Origin of the sequence: Pseudomonas sp. DC3200b2 (assembly GCF_049895785.1) — a bacterium.
Classification (GTDB): Bacteria; Pseudomonadota; Gammaproteobacteria; order Pseudomonadales; family Pseudomonadaceae; genus Aquipseudomonas; species Aquipseudomonas massiliensis.
The window spans coordinates 117,581-131,045 of sequence record NZ_JAFCTA010000004.1 but is presented as its reverse complement, the minus strand read 5'-3'; the positions used below and the strand labels follow the sequence as shown (position 1 = coordinate 131,045).

The window sequence follows — 13,465 nt, the reverse complement described above, 5'->3', positions numbered from 1 at the left end:
CTTATTCTTGTCAGACCCGTCGGATGCCCTGGCAGCATACACAACTTTCAGGCCATGGCGGCAGTGCTCGGTAACTGGAACCCATCTGCCCGCCGCCCGGTCGTAAGCCGCGTTTGCCGTGGCCTATACCGCCGTCCTAGAATGCGGCCATGCACGATGACCTCTCCTTACTGCTCAATTCCCTCAACGATGCTCAACGCCAGGCGGTCGCCGCCGCGGTTGGGCGTCAGTTGGTCCTGGCGGGCGCCGGCTCTGGCAAAACCCGCGTACTGGTTCACCGCATCGCATGGTTGATGCAGGTAGAACATGCCTCCGCGCATTCCCTGTTGGCGGTGACCTTCACCAACAAGGCCGCGGCGGAGATGCGTCACCGCATCGAACAGCTCATCGGGGCCAGCCCCGCGGGCATGTGGGTCGGGACCTTCCATGGCCTGGCACATCGCCTCCTGCGCGCTCACTGGCAGGAAGCCAGGCTCAAGCAGAGCTTCCAGATTCTCGATGGGGACGACCAGCAGCGGCTGGTCAAGCGAGTGATCCGCGAGCTTGGCCTGGATGAGCAGCGCTGGCCGGCCCGCCAGGCGCAGTGGTTCATCAATGGGCAGAAAGACGAAGGCCTTCGTCCGCAGCATATCCAGCCCAATGGCGACCTCTTCCTGGCAACGATGCGTAGTATCTACGAAGCCTACGAGGCCGCCTGCGAACGCGCGGGGGTGATCGACTTCTCCGAGCTTCTGTTGCGCGCGCTGGACCTCTGGCGTGACCACCCCAGCCTGTTGGAGCATTACCAGCGGCGTTTCCGTCATGTGCTGGTCGACGAATTCCAGGATACCAACGCCGTTCAGTACGCCTGGCTGCGGCTGCTGGCCAAGGGCGGGCAGAGTCTGATGGTGGTGGGCGACGATGACCAGTCCATCTATGGCTGGCGCGGCGCGCGCATCGAAAACATTCGCCAGTACACCACTGACTTCCCGGACGCCGAGCTTATCCGCCTGGAGCAGAACTACCGCTCTACCGCCGGCATCCTCAATGCCGCCAACGCACTGATCGCCAACAACAGCGGCCGTCTGGGGAAAGAACTCTGGACCGAAGGCGGCGATGGCGAGCCGATCAGCCTCTATGCGGCCTATAACGAGCACGACGAAGCCCGTTACGTGGTGGAAACCATCGAGAGCGCGCTCAAGACGGGCCTGGCGCGCAGCGAGATTGCCATTCTTTACCGTTCCAACGCCCAATCGCGGGTCTTGGAAGAAGCCTTGTTGCGCGAGCGCATTCCCTATCGCATCTACGGCGGGCAGCGCTTCTTCGAGCGTGCCGAAATCAAGAACGCCATGGCCTACCTGCGGCTGCTGGATGGGCGGGCCAACGATGCCGCGCTTGAGCGGGTCATCAATGTCCCGCCACGAGGCATTGGCGAAAAAACCGTGGAGGCCATCCGCGCGCATTCCCGCCAGGCCCAGGTTTCCATGTGGGAAGCGATTCGCCAATTGGTGGCGAACAAAGGCGTGACGGGACGAGCGGCCAATGCGCTCCAGGCATTCATGGACCTCATCGAAGACCTCTCGGCCCGCACCGAAACCATGCCCTTGCATGTAATGACCCAGACGGTCATCGAGCATTCGGGGCTGATCGTTTACCACCAGGAAGAAAAGGGCGAAAAAGGCCAGGCTCGGGTAGAAAACCTCGAAGAACTGGTCAGCGCCGCGCGCAACTTCGAAAACGGCGACGGAGAAGAAGACCTCAGCCCGCTGGCCGCCTTCCTGGGACACGCCTCGCTGGAGGCCGGCGACACCCAGGCCGAGGAGCACGAAGACAGCATCCAGCTGATGACGCTGCATAGCGCAAAGGGCCTGGAATTCCCCTATGTGTTCCTGGTGGGGCTCGAAGAAGGGTTGTTCCCCCACAAGATGAGCCTGGAAGAACCTGGCCGTCTCGAGGAAGAACGGCGCCTGGCTTATGTCGGCATTACCCGGGCCATGCAGCACCTGGTGATGACTTATGCCGAGACGCGGCGCCTTTACGGCAGCGAAACCTATAACAAGGTCTCTCGCTTCGTGCGGGAAATCCCTGCGAACCTGCTCAAGGAAGTACGTCTTTCCAACAGTGTGAGCCGGCCGTTCGGTGCACCTGCCAAGCCTAATATCGGCAATATCTTCGGTCAGGCCGGTATTCCCGACACGGTGTTCAACCTTGGCCAGCGCGTTCAGCACGCGGTGTTCGGCGAAGGGGTGATTCTCAACTTCGAAGGCGCAGGCGCCCAGGCTCGGGTACAGGTCAACTTCGGAGAAGGCAGTAAGTGGCTGATGCTTGGCTACGCCAAGCTGGTTCCGCTGGACTGACACCGCGGCTTATCAAGGAAACTTCCTACAGCTAAAAGCCTCAGTCCCTACATGGGCAGGTTAGCTGCTGTAGGAAATTTCCGTAAAAGCCGGAAACACTCTCTCGCTAGCTATGGCCCCTACTGGCGTGCAACATGGCCAGTGCTACGTCCATTAGACATGGGAATGCCTTCATGCAACGTTTTCTAAGCATCGCCATGGCGCTTTGTCTCAGCCTCACGCTGAGCCTGGATGCCAATGCCGCCAAACGCTTTGGCGGTGGTAAATCGTTAGGCGCGGCGCCGACCCACCAAACCCGCCAGGCCGCCCCGTCCCAACCCGCAGCCACCACCCCGGCACAGCCCGGTCGTGCACCCGGCGCGCCTAGCGGTGCGTCCCGTTGGCTCGGCCCGCTCGCCGGTATCGCCGCAGGCGGCCTGCTCGCGTCCATGTTCATGGGCGACGGTTTCGAGGGCTTCCAGTTCCTGGACTTCCTGCTGCTGGCCCTGGTCGCCTTCGTGATCTTCCGCTTCATCTCTTCTCGTCGCCGCAAGCAGCAGCCTCAGATGGCGATGGCAGGGCATCCCGCCTACCAGCGCGAAGCCTACCAGACCCCTCAGGCCCAGTCGCCTTTTGGCGCGGGTGCCGCGACTCAGGCGCGCCCTGTCATCCAGGCACCGGCGTGGTTCAATGAACAGAGCTTCCTGGCCGCGGCACGTGAGCACTTCATGGCCCTGCAGCAGCATTGGGACGCCAACGAGATGGACAAGATCTCCGAGTATGTCACTCCGCAGATGCTGCAATTCCTTCGTCAGGAACGGGCATCCTTGGGCGACGGCTACCAGTCCACCTACATCGATGACCTGTCCGTGCAACTGGATGGCGTCGATGATCGCTCAGATCGCACCATCGCGACCCTGACCTTTACCGGTGTTTCCAAGGATTCCCGCTTCGATAAAGGCGAAGCCTTCAGCGAGAGCTGGAACATGGAACGCCAGCAGGGCGAGAACCAGCCTTGGCTGATTGCCGGTATCCGCCAGAACGGTTGAAACAAGCGTGGTACGCCACTCGGCACCAAAACCCCGGATATTCTCATCCGGGGTTTTGCTTTTCAGGCTATGAATTAGAATCTCTTGAGCAACTCCGCTCAACGTGTCGAAGCCATAGGTCTGTCATCGTGGAAGAAGTCATCGAACAACTCCGGGAAGCCAACGAACCCGTCCCTGTCCCGCTGGAGCTACCCGACGAGGACCTTCTGGTCGAAATCGAGGAACAGCTGTTCATCAACATTCCTTTTGTATTCAAGGAATTCCTCCTTACCGTTAGCGACGTGGTGTATGGCAGCCTGGAGCCTGTAACCGTTACAGATCCGCAGTCTCATACCTATCTTCCGGAAGTCGCCGCGAATGCCTGGGACGCTGGCGTTCCACGCGACCTCATTCCGCTGTGCCAGGATGGCGAAGATTATTACTGCGTTGAAGAGGACGGCACTGTCGTCCTCTGGAGCGGTGATGAAGAACTGGTGACCGAAGACAGCTGGGAATCCGTATGGCACTGGGCAAGGGACGTGTGGCTGGAAAGCTGAACGCCCCTCGTGGACGCTTCAGTGCCCGCTCGGGCTGTCCAAGGTCTCCATCAAGGCTGCCTGCATGCGGGCATGGATGCGAATCAGCCAGCGCCAGAACAGGATAGCGAAGATCAGTACTGCCAGCGCAACCACTATCAACATTTCCCGTGTAGGCAAAATACTGGCCGAGAGCGCGGCAAGCAGTAAAAGGACCAGACCCAGGAATACGACCGGTATGACCTGGGCCATGATCCCCCTGACCCGATCGGTATGCCGCCCCGCCAACTGAGGCCTTACGCCTGCCTCGGCAAGCAACAGGGATAATGCACCCAGCTTTCGATAGGCGGCTACCAGGAACGGCATGGACAGGATGAGGGCGGCGGCGCAGAGCATTCCTTTCTGACCCTCATCCCCCGTTATCCAAGGGGACAGCCATTGCCCGATAGGGCCGGCGAAGTGGGCCAAACTCAGGAAGATAGCAACGACAAGCGCCAGGTTGACTCCCACATGCATCAGAATGCGGCGCACCATGGCCGCCAGTGCCGCCCGCTTACCTTCAAGACGGATGCCCCGTAGCCACTCACCATAGGTACCGAATACCCGTGCCAGCGGCATGGGCACCCAGCGCGCCAAGTGCAAGGCGAAGGGGTCCGCCCAGCGAATCAGATAGGGGGTAAGCAAGGTGGTGATGGCCGATACCGCCACGGCCACCGGGTAAAGGAAGTCGCTGGTCACCTGCAGGGTCATGCCCAAGGCGGCTATGATGAAGGAGAATTCGCCGATCTGGGACAAGCCCATGCCAACGCGCAGAGATGTTCGCCCATCATTGCCGGCCAAAAAGGCGCCAAGGCTGCAGGAGACGACTTTGCCGATCACCACGGCCGCGGTGATCGCCACGATAGGGCCGGCGTATTCCACCAGTACCCTGGGCTCGATCATCAGCCCGATGGCCACGAAGAAGATGGCGCTGAAGGTATCTCTCAGCGGCTCGACCAGTCGTTCGATCTTTCGCAACTGAGCGGATTCGGCCATGATCGCGCCGATGAGAAACGCCCCCAATACCATGCTGTAGCCTAGCTTGACGACCAGCAGGCAAAAGCCGAAACACAGGCCCAGCACGACGACGAGCAGCATTTCATCGCTATTGGCCTTGGCGACGTAGCCAAGCAAGCGAGGCACCAGCAGGATACCTACGACCAGGGCCACGACCATGAACAGGCCTAGCTTGCCGACCGTGGCCGCCACTTCTCCAGAACTGACGGTGCCACTGACGGCAATACCGGAGAGCAAGGCAATGATGCCGATGCCCAGGATGTCTTCAACGATCAGCACTCCGAAGATCAACTGGGCAAAGCGCTGATGTTTCATGTTGAGATCATTCAGGGCCTTTACGATGATGGTGGTGGAAGAAATTGCCAGGATTGCGCCCAGGAACAGCGCATCCATGGTGCCCCAGCCAAAGGCATGGCCGATTTCATAGCCCACCCAGACCATCAGGGTAATTTCCAGTAGGGCGGCTACGAAGGCCGTGGCGCCAACCTTGAAGAGTTTGCGCAGGCTGAATTCCAGCCCTAGGGAAAACATCAGGAACACCACCCCCAGTTCTGCCAGGATCTTGATGGTTTCCTCGTCATGGATGAAGCCGAACGGCGGCGTGTGCGGGCCGATGATGAATCCGGCGGCGATATAGCCCAACACGACCGGCTGCTTCAAGCGATGGAAGATAACCGTTACGATGCCGGCGACCAGCATGATGACTGCCAGGTCTTGTATAAAGGCAATGGCGTGCACTGCGGCCTCCTTCAGATATTGAATAGGCCTTACCCTAACATCCGTGGGAAAGGGTTCCGGTCTTCGGCAATATGCCGAAACGAAGTAGTAATAGGAAATCGCTGAAATAGCGGTACCGGTGACGTAGCCCACGGCAGCTGCGTCAGCAATATTCACCCAAGCGGCGGCGCGAGATCGCCTTCCTGAATTTCACACCGTGAGCCTTCTTATGGAACCTGGAAACGCCCAGTTGACGATGACCGTCCTGATGACCCCGGATATGGCCAACTTTTCCGGCAATGTTCACGGCGGCACGCTGCTGAAATATCTGGACGAAGTCGCCTATGCCTGCGCCAGTCGCTACGCAGGCCGCTATGTGGTCACTCTGTCAGTGGATCAGGTGATCTTCCGCGAACCCATTCATGTGGGCGAGCTGGTTACCTTCCTGGCGTCGGTGAACTACACCGGCAATACATCCATGGAGGTAGGCATCAAGGTGGTGACCGAAAACATCCAACAGCGTAGCGTTCGGCATACCAACAGCTGCTTCTTCACCATGGTAGCCATGGATGACAACCGCCGCGCGGTGCCAGTACCACCGCGTACGCCCCAGACCAGTGAGGAAAAGCGCCGCTTCGCGCAGGGTAAGCAACGGCGGCAGATTCGCCAGGAACTGGAGCAGCGATACCAGGAGCTCAAGGCGGACGGTATCTGAGGCTGGCCGCCACGCGAGGTCAATGCGCCAAGGGGATCGCCTGGAAGGTTACTCGCGGATGGGCAATACGATCCTGGGCACGTACTAGCTGTAGCTCGTAGCTGGCACAAGCCTGGGTTTCCAGCATGACTTCATGTACCGCGGCGGCCGTGAACTCGAAGGCAGCCACTGGGCTGTCGCCCAGAAGCAGACGGGAGAGAAACAGCCCGGATGTCAGATCTCCTACACCAACGGGCTGGCGGGGAAAGGCAAGCAACGGACGGCGCAGGTGCCAGGTGTGCGTAGGGGTCGCGAGCAGCATCTCGAAGTCGCTCGCCTGCTTGGCACGGTAAGCCAGGTGCTTGACCATGACGATACCCGGCCCCCGGTCGAGCAGACTCCGGGCCATCTGCACGCACTCTTCGAGGGTATCGGCCGTGCGGCCGGTGAAGGTATTGAGCTCCAGCTGGTTCGGGCACAGCAGGTCTGCCCTGGGCAACGCCTCGGTCAGTAGGAAGTCGGTGACTTCGGGCGCTACCACGCAGCCTTTTTCGGCATGTCCCATTACCGGGTCGCACAGGTACAGTGCGCGAGGATTGGCCGACTTCACTGCCGCCACCGCCTGCATGATCGCCTCGCCCTGGTCCGCGCTGCCCAGATAGCCGCTCAGTACCGCATCGCAATTACCCAGCTCGCCGATGGCCCCGATACCCTCGACCAGTTGAGGAATCTGCCTTGCCGGCAGCACATCGCCTTTCCAATGGCCATACTGGGTATGGTTGGAGAACTGAACGGTATTGAGAGGCCAGACGTTGACACCAAGCCGTTGCATGGCAAAAACCGCCGCGCTGTTACCCGCATGGCCGAAGACCACATGGGATTGGATGGCGAGCAGATGAGGGGTGCGTTTCATTGAGGATTCCGGCGCATCAAAGGCTGATTCAGATGTCTAATATTGCGTGAAAAGCGCGCTGTACGACAGACCGGGCAGGCAGTTAAGCTGCGTGAGTCCTGATGGAGCCTTCGTCGATGTTGACCCTCGAAAATCTTGCCGTATTGCTGGTGGTAGCTTGCGCTGGGGCTTGGTTCTGGCATAACCATGGGCTGCGGGAAAAAGCCTTGGCGAAGGTGCGCATCCATTGCAATCAACTGGACCTGGACTTGCTCGACGACAACGTCGCTTTCAAGCGATTCGCATTCGTACGAGACGCCAAGGGACGCAAGCGTTTCGCTCGCATCTATGGTTTCGAATTCACCGTCACTGGCGAGCAGCGCCACCCAGGGACCATTACCCAATTCGGGCCGCATTCGGCACAGATTGAATTGGCCCCCTATCCATTCGAGATCAAGAAGCAACCCAGCGCGGAAATCATTGAACTCGCCGAATGGCGTCAGACGCATAAACGCACCCGGCCGTGATCCCTACTCTAGGCAATGGGCCCACTGTGTATCGAGGTCAGCGTGGTTCTGAGGTTGGTCGAAGATCAATTCAAGCCGGCTGTCTCGGCGCCACTCAGTGGGTTGCCATGCATAAGGTTGTCCAGGCAATAGATTGGCCGAGTACCACCCTTGCTCGGTATGCAAGATCGTCTTCGCGCGGATCCAGGGTAGCCGCTGCAGCATCGCTTCTATGTTCTGCCGTATCACCCGCTGGGCCGGTTGTAATTGCCAGCCTCGGCTCCAATGTCCAGGTGCATCGATCGACGGAACAGCAACCAGGCGTTTGCCTGGCTGACCCGGCCCGTCAGATCTAGCAGAAACCAATGCCTGCGCGGGTAACGCGCCTTGGTTGACCCACCAACCTGTACGCCCGAGGCTTTTCTCTATTTCGCCACGAGCATGTACCGGTACTTGGTCCGCTTTATTGATGACAAGTACATGTCGGCCCATCAACAATGGCCTCACCTCGGAAAGAGATGAATCGGCGCGCCTCGCCAGTTGCAAAGCGTCCACCACGATAATGGGTGGCTGTATGTTCAATACCCGTTGCCAGGGTGGCAAGCGCAGCTGTTGTAACAAAGGCATGGGGTGGCCCAGGCCGGAAAGCTCGATCAGTAGATGGGTCGGCTTCCGAGCGCGGATCAAGCGAGCAAGCGCGGCAGTGAAAGGCGCGCCATTCACGCAACAAACACAGCCTCCCGCGATTTCGACCACTGAGCTACCATCGTCTGCGTCCAGGAGCGCAGCATCCAGCCCGATGTCGCCGAATTCATTGACCAGCACTGCCCAGCGCTGGCCAGGTGAATGCTGTTTAAGCAGATGCCTGGCCAAGGTGGTTTTGCCTGCGCCCAGCGGGCCAGCCAGTACGTACGTAAGGATATTTTCAAACATGCCGGATATATGCCGCGCCCTGGGGATAACCCTTATCGTCTTATGTTCGGGCCAGCACCTGCAAGCCCATGCGGAGGCTTGCCTTATCCACAGCCAGGGGGATCGCCTGGATGTGAAGGTTTGCCAACAGAACCGGACCATTCCCGCGGAGTTGTTCCATGATGGCTTCTGCCGCCCTGCCCTTAAGGATCAGAAGACGGAAGTCGCCTACATGGCTCAATGCCCCTCAGGGGCATTCGGGGTATGCCAAGGCGCGCGGGTCGATAACCTGCCTTACGAGCAAGACATACACTACTACGGCATCGCCAGTGACACCCGTTACTTGAAGCCCTTTTGTGAAAGCCGGAGCCAAGGGTACTGGGAAAAGCCGTGATGTTCCACGTGGAACTACTGACGCGGCTTCACGCTGCCACAGTCAGCGCCTAACCACTGGGCGCGAGTATTCATGCTGCCTTTCTGTGTAACACCGGAGGTGTTGAAGGTACCGGCGACCTGGGTAGTGAACTCACGATCACTCAGAAAGGTGGCCTGTCCCGCGCCTTGGGCTTTGGGGCACGTGAAAGAAAACTTCCAGATATTGCCATTGCGTTCAGTGATGCGTTGAGTGCATCCGGATTGAGGGTCCTGCAGCGGGATATCGTTGGTGCGTACCTGTTCTGGGGTGAGGCATGAGCGAATGCCATTGCCCCCTACGGTTATACCTTGCTTGGCCAGGACCTGTTCCATCATGGCTCGCTGTTCCGGAGGCAGATTACGCAACTGGCCCAGCATGACTTGCAGGTCCGGCAAGGGCTTGCCTTCCACTTCCATCTGACTGGTAGTCAGCTCCCAAAGGCCGGGGCGAAGCATCTGGGCATGAGCGGATACCGCCCCACCAAGCGCCGCGAGCATCAGAACAATCGAGGTACCTTTCATATTCGACTCCTTGTTGGCTTTGCTTGGACGCTGCGCTTAGCCAGACGTTGCAGCGAACCGCTTGCACATTTGCCGCTGGGCGTAGTCATAGAGTGAACCCCGCCAGGCTGCATAGGCAATGCATGGATACTCATAGCGCAGCGTTCTTCGGTTACGTACTTGGCCTCGTTCATACCGTAGGGGCCGTCGCGGCCATTCATGCGCTTCTGACGGTGCGCACGGCCCAAGGTGCAATCGCCTGGGCCATGTCGCTGTTCTTCATCCCTTACCTGACCCTGTTGCCCTACCTGGTATTCGGTCGAAGCACCTTCGACGAATACATCGAAGCCAGACGCCAAGCCAACCGGGAAATGCAGGATGCGATCGCTCATCTCAACTGGCGCCCTTGGGTAGAAGAGGCCCTGGCGGCCAAGGCCTCAAGCGCCTACTCCCGCCTGCGGGCCCTACCCCGGCTGGGTCGCATGCCTTGCCTGGCGAATAATAATGTAGGCCTGTTGATAAACGGCGAAGCGACCTTCGAGCGAATATTCGAAGCGATCCGTGGCGCCGAGCAGGTCATCCTCATCCAGTTCTTCATCATCCATGATGACCTGATCGGGCGGCGGATGCAGGCTGCGCTCCTGGAAAAGGCTGGACAAGGGGTCAGCGTTCATCTGCTGTTCGATCGTATCGGCAGCCATGCGCTATCCCGTCGGTATGTGGACACCCTGAAACGCGGTGGCGTACAGGTTCATGCGTTCTCTGCCGGGCGGGCAGGCTTGAATCGCTTCCAGGTAAATTTCCGCAATCATCGAAAGATCGTCGTAGTCGATGGCAAGATCGCCTTCCTGGGTGGGCATAACGTAGGCGACGAGTACCTGGGGGACCTCCCACCGCTAAGCCCTTGGCGAGATACTCATGTCTGGGTCACAGGCCCGGCAGTAGCCTGCTTGCAGGAGAGCTTTGCCGAAGACTGGTTCTGGGCGGCGAGAGAGCTGCCGCCGCTGTTATTGCCAGACGCATACCCTGACGAGGGCGCGCTCTGCCAGGTTTTGGCCACAGGCCCTGCGGATGCCCAGGAAACCTGCGCACTGTTCTTCATCGAGGCGATCAACAGCGCGGAACATCGTCTCTGGATCACCACCCCCTACTTCATACCCGATGAGGCCGTGTTCGCGGCATTGCGTCTGGCGGTGCTGCGCAAGGTGGACGTGCGCATTCTCATACCTTCACGGCCAGACCATCGCGTCGTCTACGCTGCTTCGAGTCTCTATGCCAGCGAGGCAGTACGGGCCGGTATTCGCATCTTCCGTTACCAGCCAGGCTTCCTTCATCAGAAAGTGGTGCTTGTGGATAACGAAATCAGCGCCATTGGCAGCGCGAACATGGACAACCGCTCTTTCCGCCTCAACTTCGAAGTGATGTTGCTGACCATCGACGAAGGCTTCGCCAGCCAAGTCAGCGACATGCTGGAACAGGATTTCGCTCTCGCCAAGGAACTCACCGTGGCCGATAGCAAGAAAACCCACCGTGTATTGAAATTGGGCATGCGCATCGCTCGGCTTATTTCCCCAGTTCTCTGAAAACCTGCTCGGATTCCTACGTAGGTTTAGGAACGGCCCGACAGCCAACGCCAGGCACAAGCGTTGTAATTCCCAACTCGTTCAAGCAAGTGAGCACGACATGGGAAAAGCAACCTTTTGGGAAACCCTCGATGCAACAGACCTCGCTACTCCACACAGTACATTGACCATCAACCATCCTTCCGCAGGCGTGGGACTGATGAATCTGCTGGAGCTCGTGGAACACCGAATCGAGCACGAAGATACCCGGACGATCCACAGCCTGACGTTCATCAGCGGCAGGCAGTTACGCATAGTAGCGCACGAGCGCTGCGTGACCGTGGAAGGGGAACGGATCAGCTTTCACCCGAGCGAGGTGTACCCCTTCCACACGCTATTGAGTGATCCGTAAGGTTAGACGAATGGCGCTACGCACGCGGAGCGCCAGTTGGTGGGCAGGATCAAGCGCCTTCTTTTGATTGTTTTGCCCACAGGGGCCCTACTCCACCGTCACAGACTTGGCCAGGTTCCGTGGCTGATCAACGTCAGTACCCTTCAATACCGCCACATAGTAGGACAGCAACTGCAGCGGCACGGTGTAAAGGATGGGCGCGAGGGCGTCGATAACGTGGGGCATGGCCACCACTGTGGTGCCTGGGCCGTTGCTTAGCTGGGCTTCTACATCGGCGAAGACGACGAGCTCACCGCCCCGAGCACGTACTTCCTGGAGATTGGACTTCAGCTTTTCCAGTAGCTCATTATTAGGCGCGACTGTTACCACTGGCATATCTGCATCCACCAGCGCCAGGGGGCCATGCTTGAGTTCGCCAGCCGGATAAGCTTCGGCGTGGATATAGGAAATCTCCTTGAGCTTGAGCGCCCCTTCCATGGCCACAGGAAACTGAGCGCCGCGCCCGAGGAAAAGCGTATGGTGTTTCTCGGCAAAAAGCTGAGCGACCTTCTCGACGGTAGCGTCCATCGCCAGGGCTTCACCCAGGCGCACGGGCAGGCGTCGCAACTCTTCCACCAAGCGCGCTTCCATGCCCTCTTCCAGGCTGCCCTTGACCTGCCCCAGGGCGAGAGTCAATAGCATCAGGCCGACCAGCTGGGTTGTGAACGCCTTGGTGGAGGCTACCCCAATCTCCGGCCCAGCCTGGGTAAGCAACGTCAGGTCCGATTCCCGCACCAGTGAGCTGATACCCACGTTGCACAGCGCCAGGCTGCCAGCGAAGCCGAGGGCCTTGGCATAGCGCAGCGCAGCAAGGGTGTCCGCCGTTTCACCGGATTGTGAGATGGTGACGAACAAAGTGTCGGAGGGTACTACCACCTTGCGGTAACGAAACTCGCTGGCCACCTCGACCTGGCAGGGAATGCCGGCAAGCCCTTCAAGCCAATACCGCGCGACCATGCCGGCGTGGTAGCTGGTGCCACAGGCGACGATCTGCACGTTGCGCACGCGTTCGAAGAGGGACCTTGCCTTGGGCCCAAAGGCCTCTACCAGCACCTGACCTTCACCGAGCCGGCCTTCCAGGGTACGTTGCACGACCTTGGGCTGCTCATGGATTTCCTTGAGCATGAAGTGACGGTACTCGCCTTTGTCCGCTGCTTCGGCGCCTTCGTGGTATTGCACCGTCTCACGCTGAACCGGCTGCCCTTCGCGAGTCCACATCTTCACACCGTCCTGACGGATCTCGGCGATATCACCCTCCTCCAGGTATTTGAATCGGTCGGTGACCTGGCGCAGGGCCAGTTGATCCGAGGCCAGGAAGTTTTCTCCAAGGCCCAGGCCGACCACCAAAGGGCTGCCGCTGCGAGCCGCCACGAGGCGGTCTGGTTGGGTCAGGGAAACCGCTGCAAGGCCGTAGGCTCCATGCAACTGAGCGACGGTCAAGCGAAGCGCGTCAATCAGGTTGGGTTGGCTTTGCAGCTCCCAATGCAGCAGATGGGCGATGACCTCGGTATCGGTCTGGGACTCGAACTGATAACCCCGGGCTTGCAGCTGCGCGCGCAGCGGCTCGTGGTTCTCAATGATCCCGTTGTGTACAACCGCCAGGCCATTGGAAAAATGCGGATGTGCGTTCGGTTCAGTGGGCGCGCCATGGGTTGCCCAACGGGTATGGGCGATGCCCAGCCGGCCAGTGAGCGGCGTGGCTTGCAAGCAGGCTTCCAGCTCACTGACCTTGCCGGTGCGGCGACACCGCTCCAAAGCCCCCGCTGCCGTGACGAGAGCGACGCCGGCACTGTCGTAGCCCCGGTACTCCAGACGCTTCAAGCCTTCGATCAAGATTGGCGTCACGTTACGTTCAGCGATGGCGCCTACGATTCCGCACAT

13 protein-coding genes are annotated in these 13,465 nt (G+C 59.4%); 8 read left to right on the top strand and 5 right to left on the bottom strand.

The features are described 5' to 3' along the window. The first annotated feature begins 149 nt into the window (after positions 1–149). The 3 genes from uvrD to ACP691_RS13245 all read left to right on the top strand — a co-directional run bounded on the left by uvrD (position 150) and on the right by ACP691_RS13245 (position 3,900). Entirely contained in the window at positions 150–2,336 is a 2,187-nt protein-coding gene (gene uvrD, locus ACP691_RS13255; RefSeq protein ID WP_426150880.1) for a DNA helicase II, read from the top strand. A gap of 173 nt (positions 2,337–2,509) precedes the next feature. Next, positions 2,510–3,364 (top strand): Tim44 domain-containing protein, encoded by an 855-nt coding sequence (locus tag ACP691_RS13250; protein WP_426150882.1) that lies wholly within the window; start codon positions 2,510–2,512, stop codon positions 3,362–3,364. A 128-nt stretch (positions 3,365–3,492) separates the two neighbouring features. Beyond that, entirely contained in the window at positions 3,493–3,900 is a 408-nt protein-coding gene (locus ACP691_RS13245) for an SMI1/KNR4 family protein (RefSeq protein WP_040260378.1), read from the top strand. An 18-nt stretch (positions 3,901–3,918) separates the two neighbouring features. On the opposite strand, the gene ACP691_RS13240 is transcribed toward ACP691_RS13245, so the two are convergent. After that, positions 3,919–5,673, bottom strand: a complete 1,755-nt coding sequence (locus ACP691_RS13240) for a cation:proton antiporter (RefSeq protein ID WP_426150884.1) — start codon at positions 5,671–5,673, stop codon at positions 3,919–3,921. Positions 5,674–5,881: 208 nt separating this feature from the next. Between ACP691_RS13240 and ACP691_RS13235 the strand changes: the two genes are divergently transcribed. After that, positions 5,882–6,367, top strand: a complete 486-nt coding sequence (locus ACP691_RS13235) for an acyl-CoA thioesterase (RefSeq protein WP_040260382.1) — start codon at positions 5,882–5,884, stop codon at positions 6,365–6,367. A gap of 19 nt (positions 6,368–6,386) precedes the next feature. Here the strand turns inward: ACP691_RS13235 and pdxY are convergent, their stop codons facing one another. After that, on the bottom strand, positions 6,387–7,259 hold the full coding sequence (gene pdxY, locus ACP691_RS13230; RefSeq protein ID WP_426150886.1) for a pyridoxal kinase PdxY: 873 nt from the start codon (positions 7,257–7,259) through the stop codon (positions 6,387–6,389). Positions 7,260–7,375: 116 nt separating this feature from the next. Between pdxY and ACP691_RS13225 the strand changes: the two genes are divergently transcribed. After that, complete coding sequence (locus tag ACP691_RS13225; protein WP_426150888.1) at positions 7,376–7,765, top strand: DUF3301 domain-containing protein; 390 nt, start codon at positions 7,376–7,378, stop codon at positions 7,763–7,765. 3 nt (positions 7,766–7,768) lie between these two features. Here the strand turns inward: ACP691_RS13225 and ACP691_RS13220 are convergent, their stop codons facing one another. Beyond that, positions 7,769–8,677: a CobW family GTP-binding protein gene (locus ACP691_RS13220; RefSeq protein WP_426150890.1), complete on the bottom strand. Its 909-nt coding sequence runs from the start codon at positions 8,675–8,677 to the stop codon at positions 7,769–7,771. On the opposite strand from ACP691_RS13220, the gene ACP691_RS13215 reads away from it, so the two are divergent. Beyond that, entirely contained in the window at positions 8,676–9,050 is a 375-nt protein-coding gene (locus ACP691_RS13215) for an NADH:ubiquinone oxidoreductase (protein WP_426150892.1), read from the top strand. The genes ACP691_RS13220 and ACP691_RS13215 overlap by 2 nt on opposite strands. A gap of 14 nt (positions 9,051–9,064) precedes the next feature. On the opposite strand, the gene ACP691_RS13210 is transcribed toward ACP691_RS13215, so the two are convergent. Continuing rightward, entirely contained in the window at positions 9,065–9,592 is a 528-nt protein-coding gene (locus ACP691_RS13210; protein ID WP_426150894.1) for a DUF3617 domain-containing protein, read from the bottom strand. A gap of 122 nt (positions 9,593–9,714) precedes the next feature. On the opposite strand from ACP691_RS13210, the gene cls reads away from it, so the two are divergent. Further along, on the top strand, positions 9,715–11,154 hold the full coding sequence (gene cls, locus ACP691_RS13205) for a cardiolipin synthase (RefSeq protein WP_426150896.1): 1,440 nt from the start codon (positions 9,715–9,717) through the stop codon (positions 11,152–11,154). A gap of 199 nt (positions 11,155–11,353) precedes the next feature. Further along, on the top strand, positions 11,354–11,545 hold the full coding sequence (locus ACP691_RS13200) for a hypothetical protein (protein ID WP_426150898.1): 192 nt from the start codon (positions 11,354–11,356) through the stop codon (positions 11,543–11,545). An 87-nt stretch (positions 11,546–11,632) separates the two neighbouring features. Here ACP691_RS13200 and glmS read toward each other — a convergent pair whose 3' ends face one another. Further along, positions 11,633–13,465 (bottom strand): glutamine--fructose-6-phosphate transaminase (isomerizing), encoded by a 1,833-nt coding sequence (gene glmS / locus ACP691_RS13195; RefSeq protein WP_426150900.1) that lies wholly within the window; start codon positions 13,463–13,465, stop codon positions 11,633–11,635.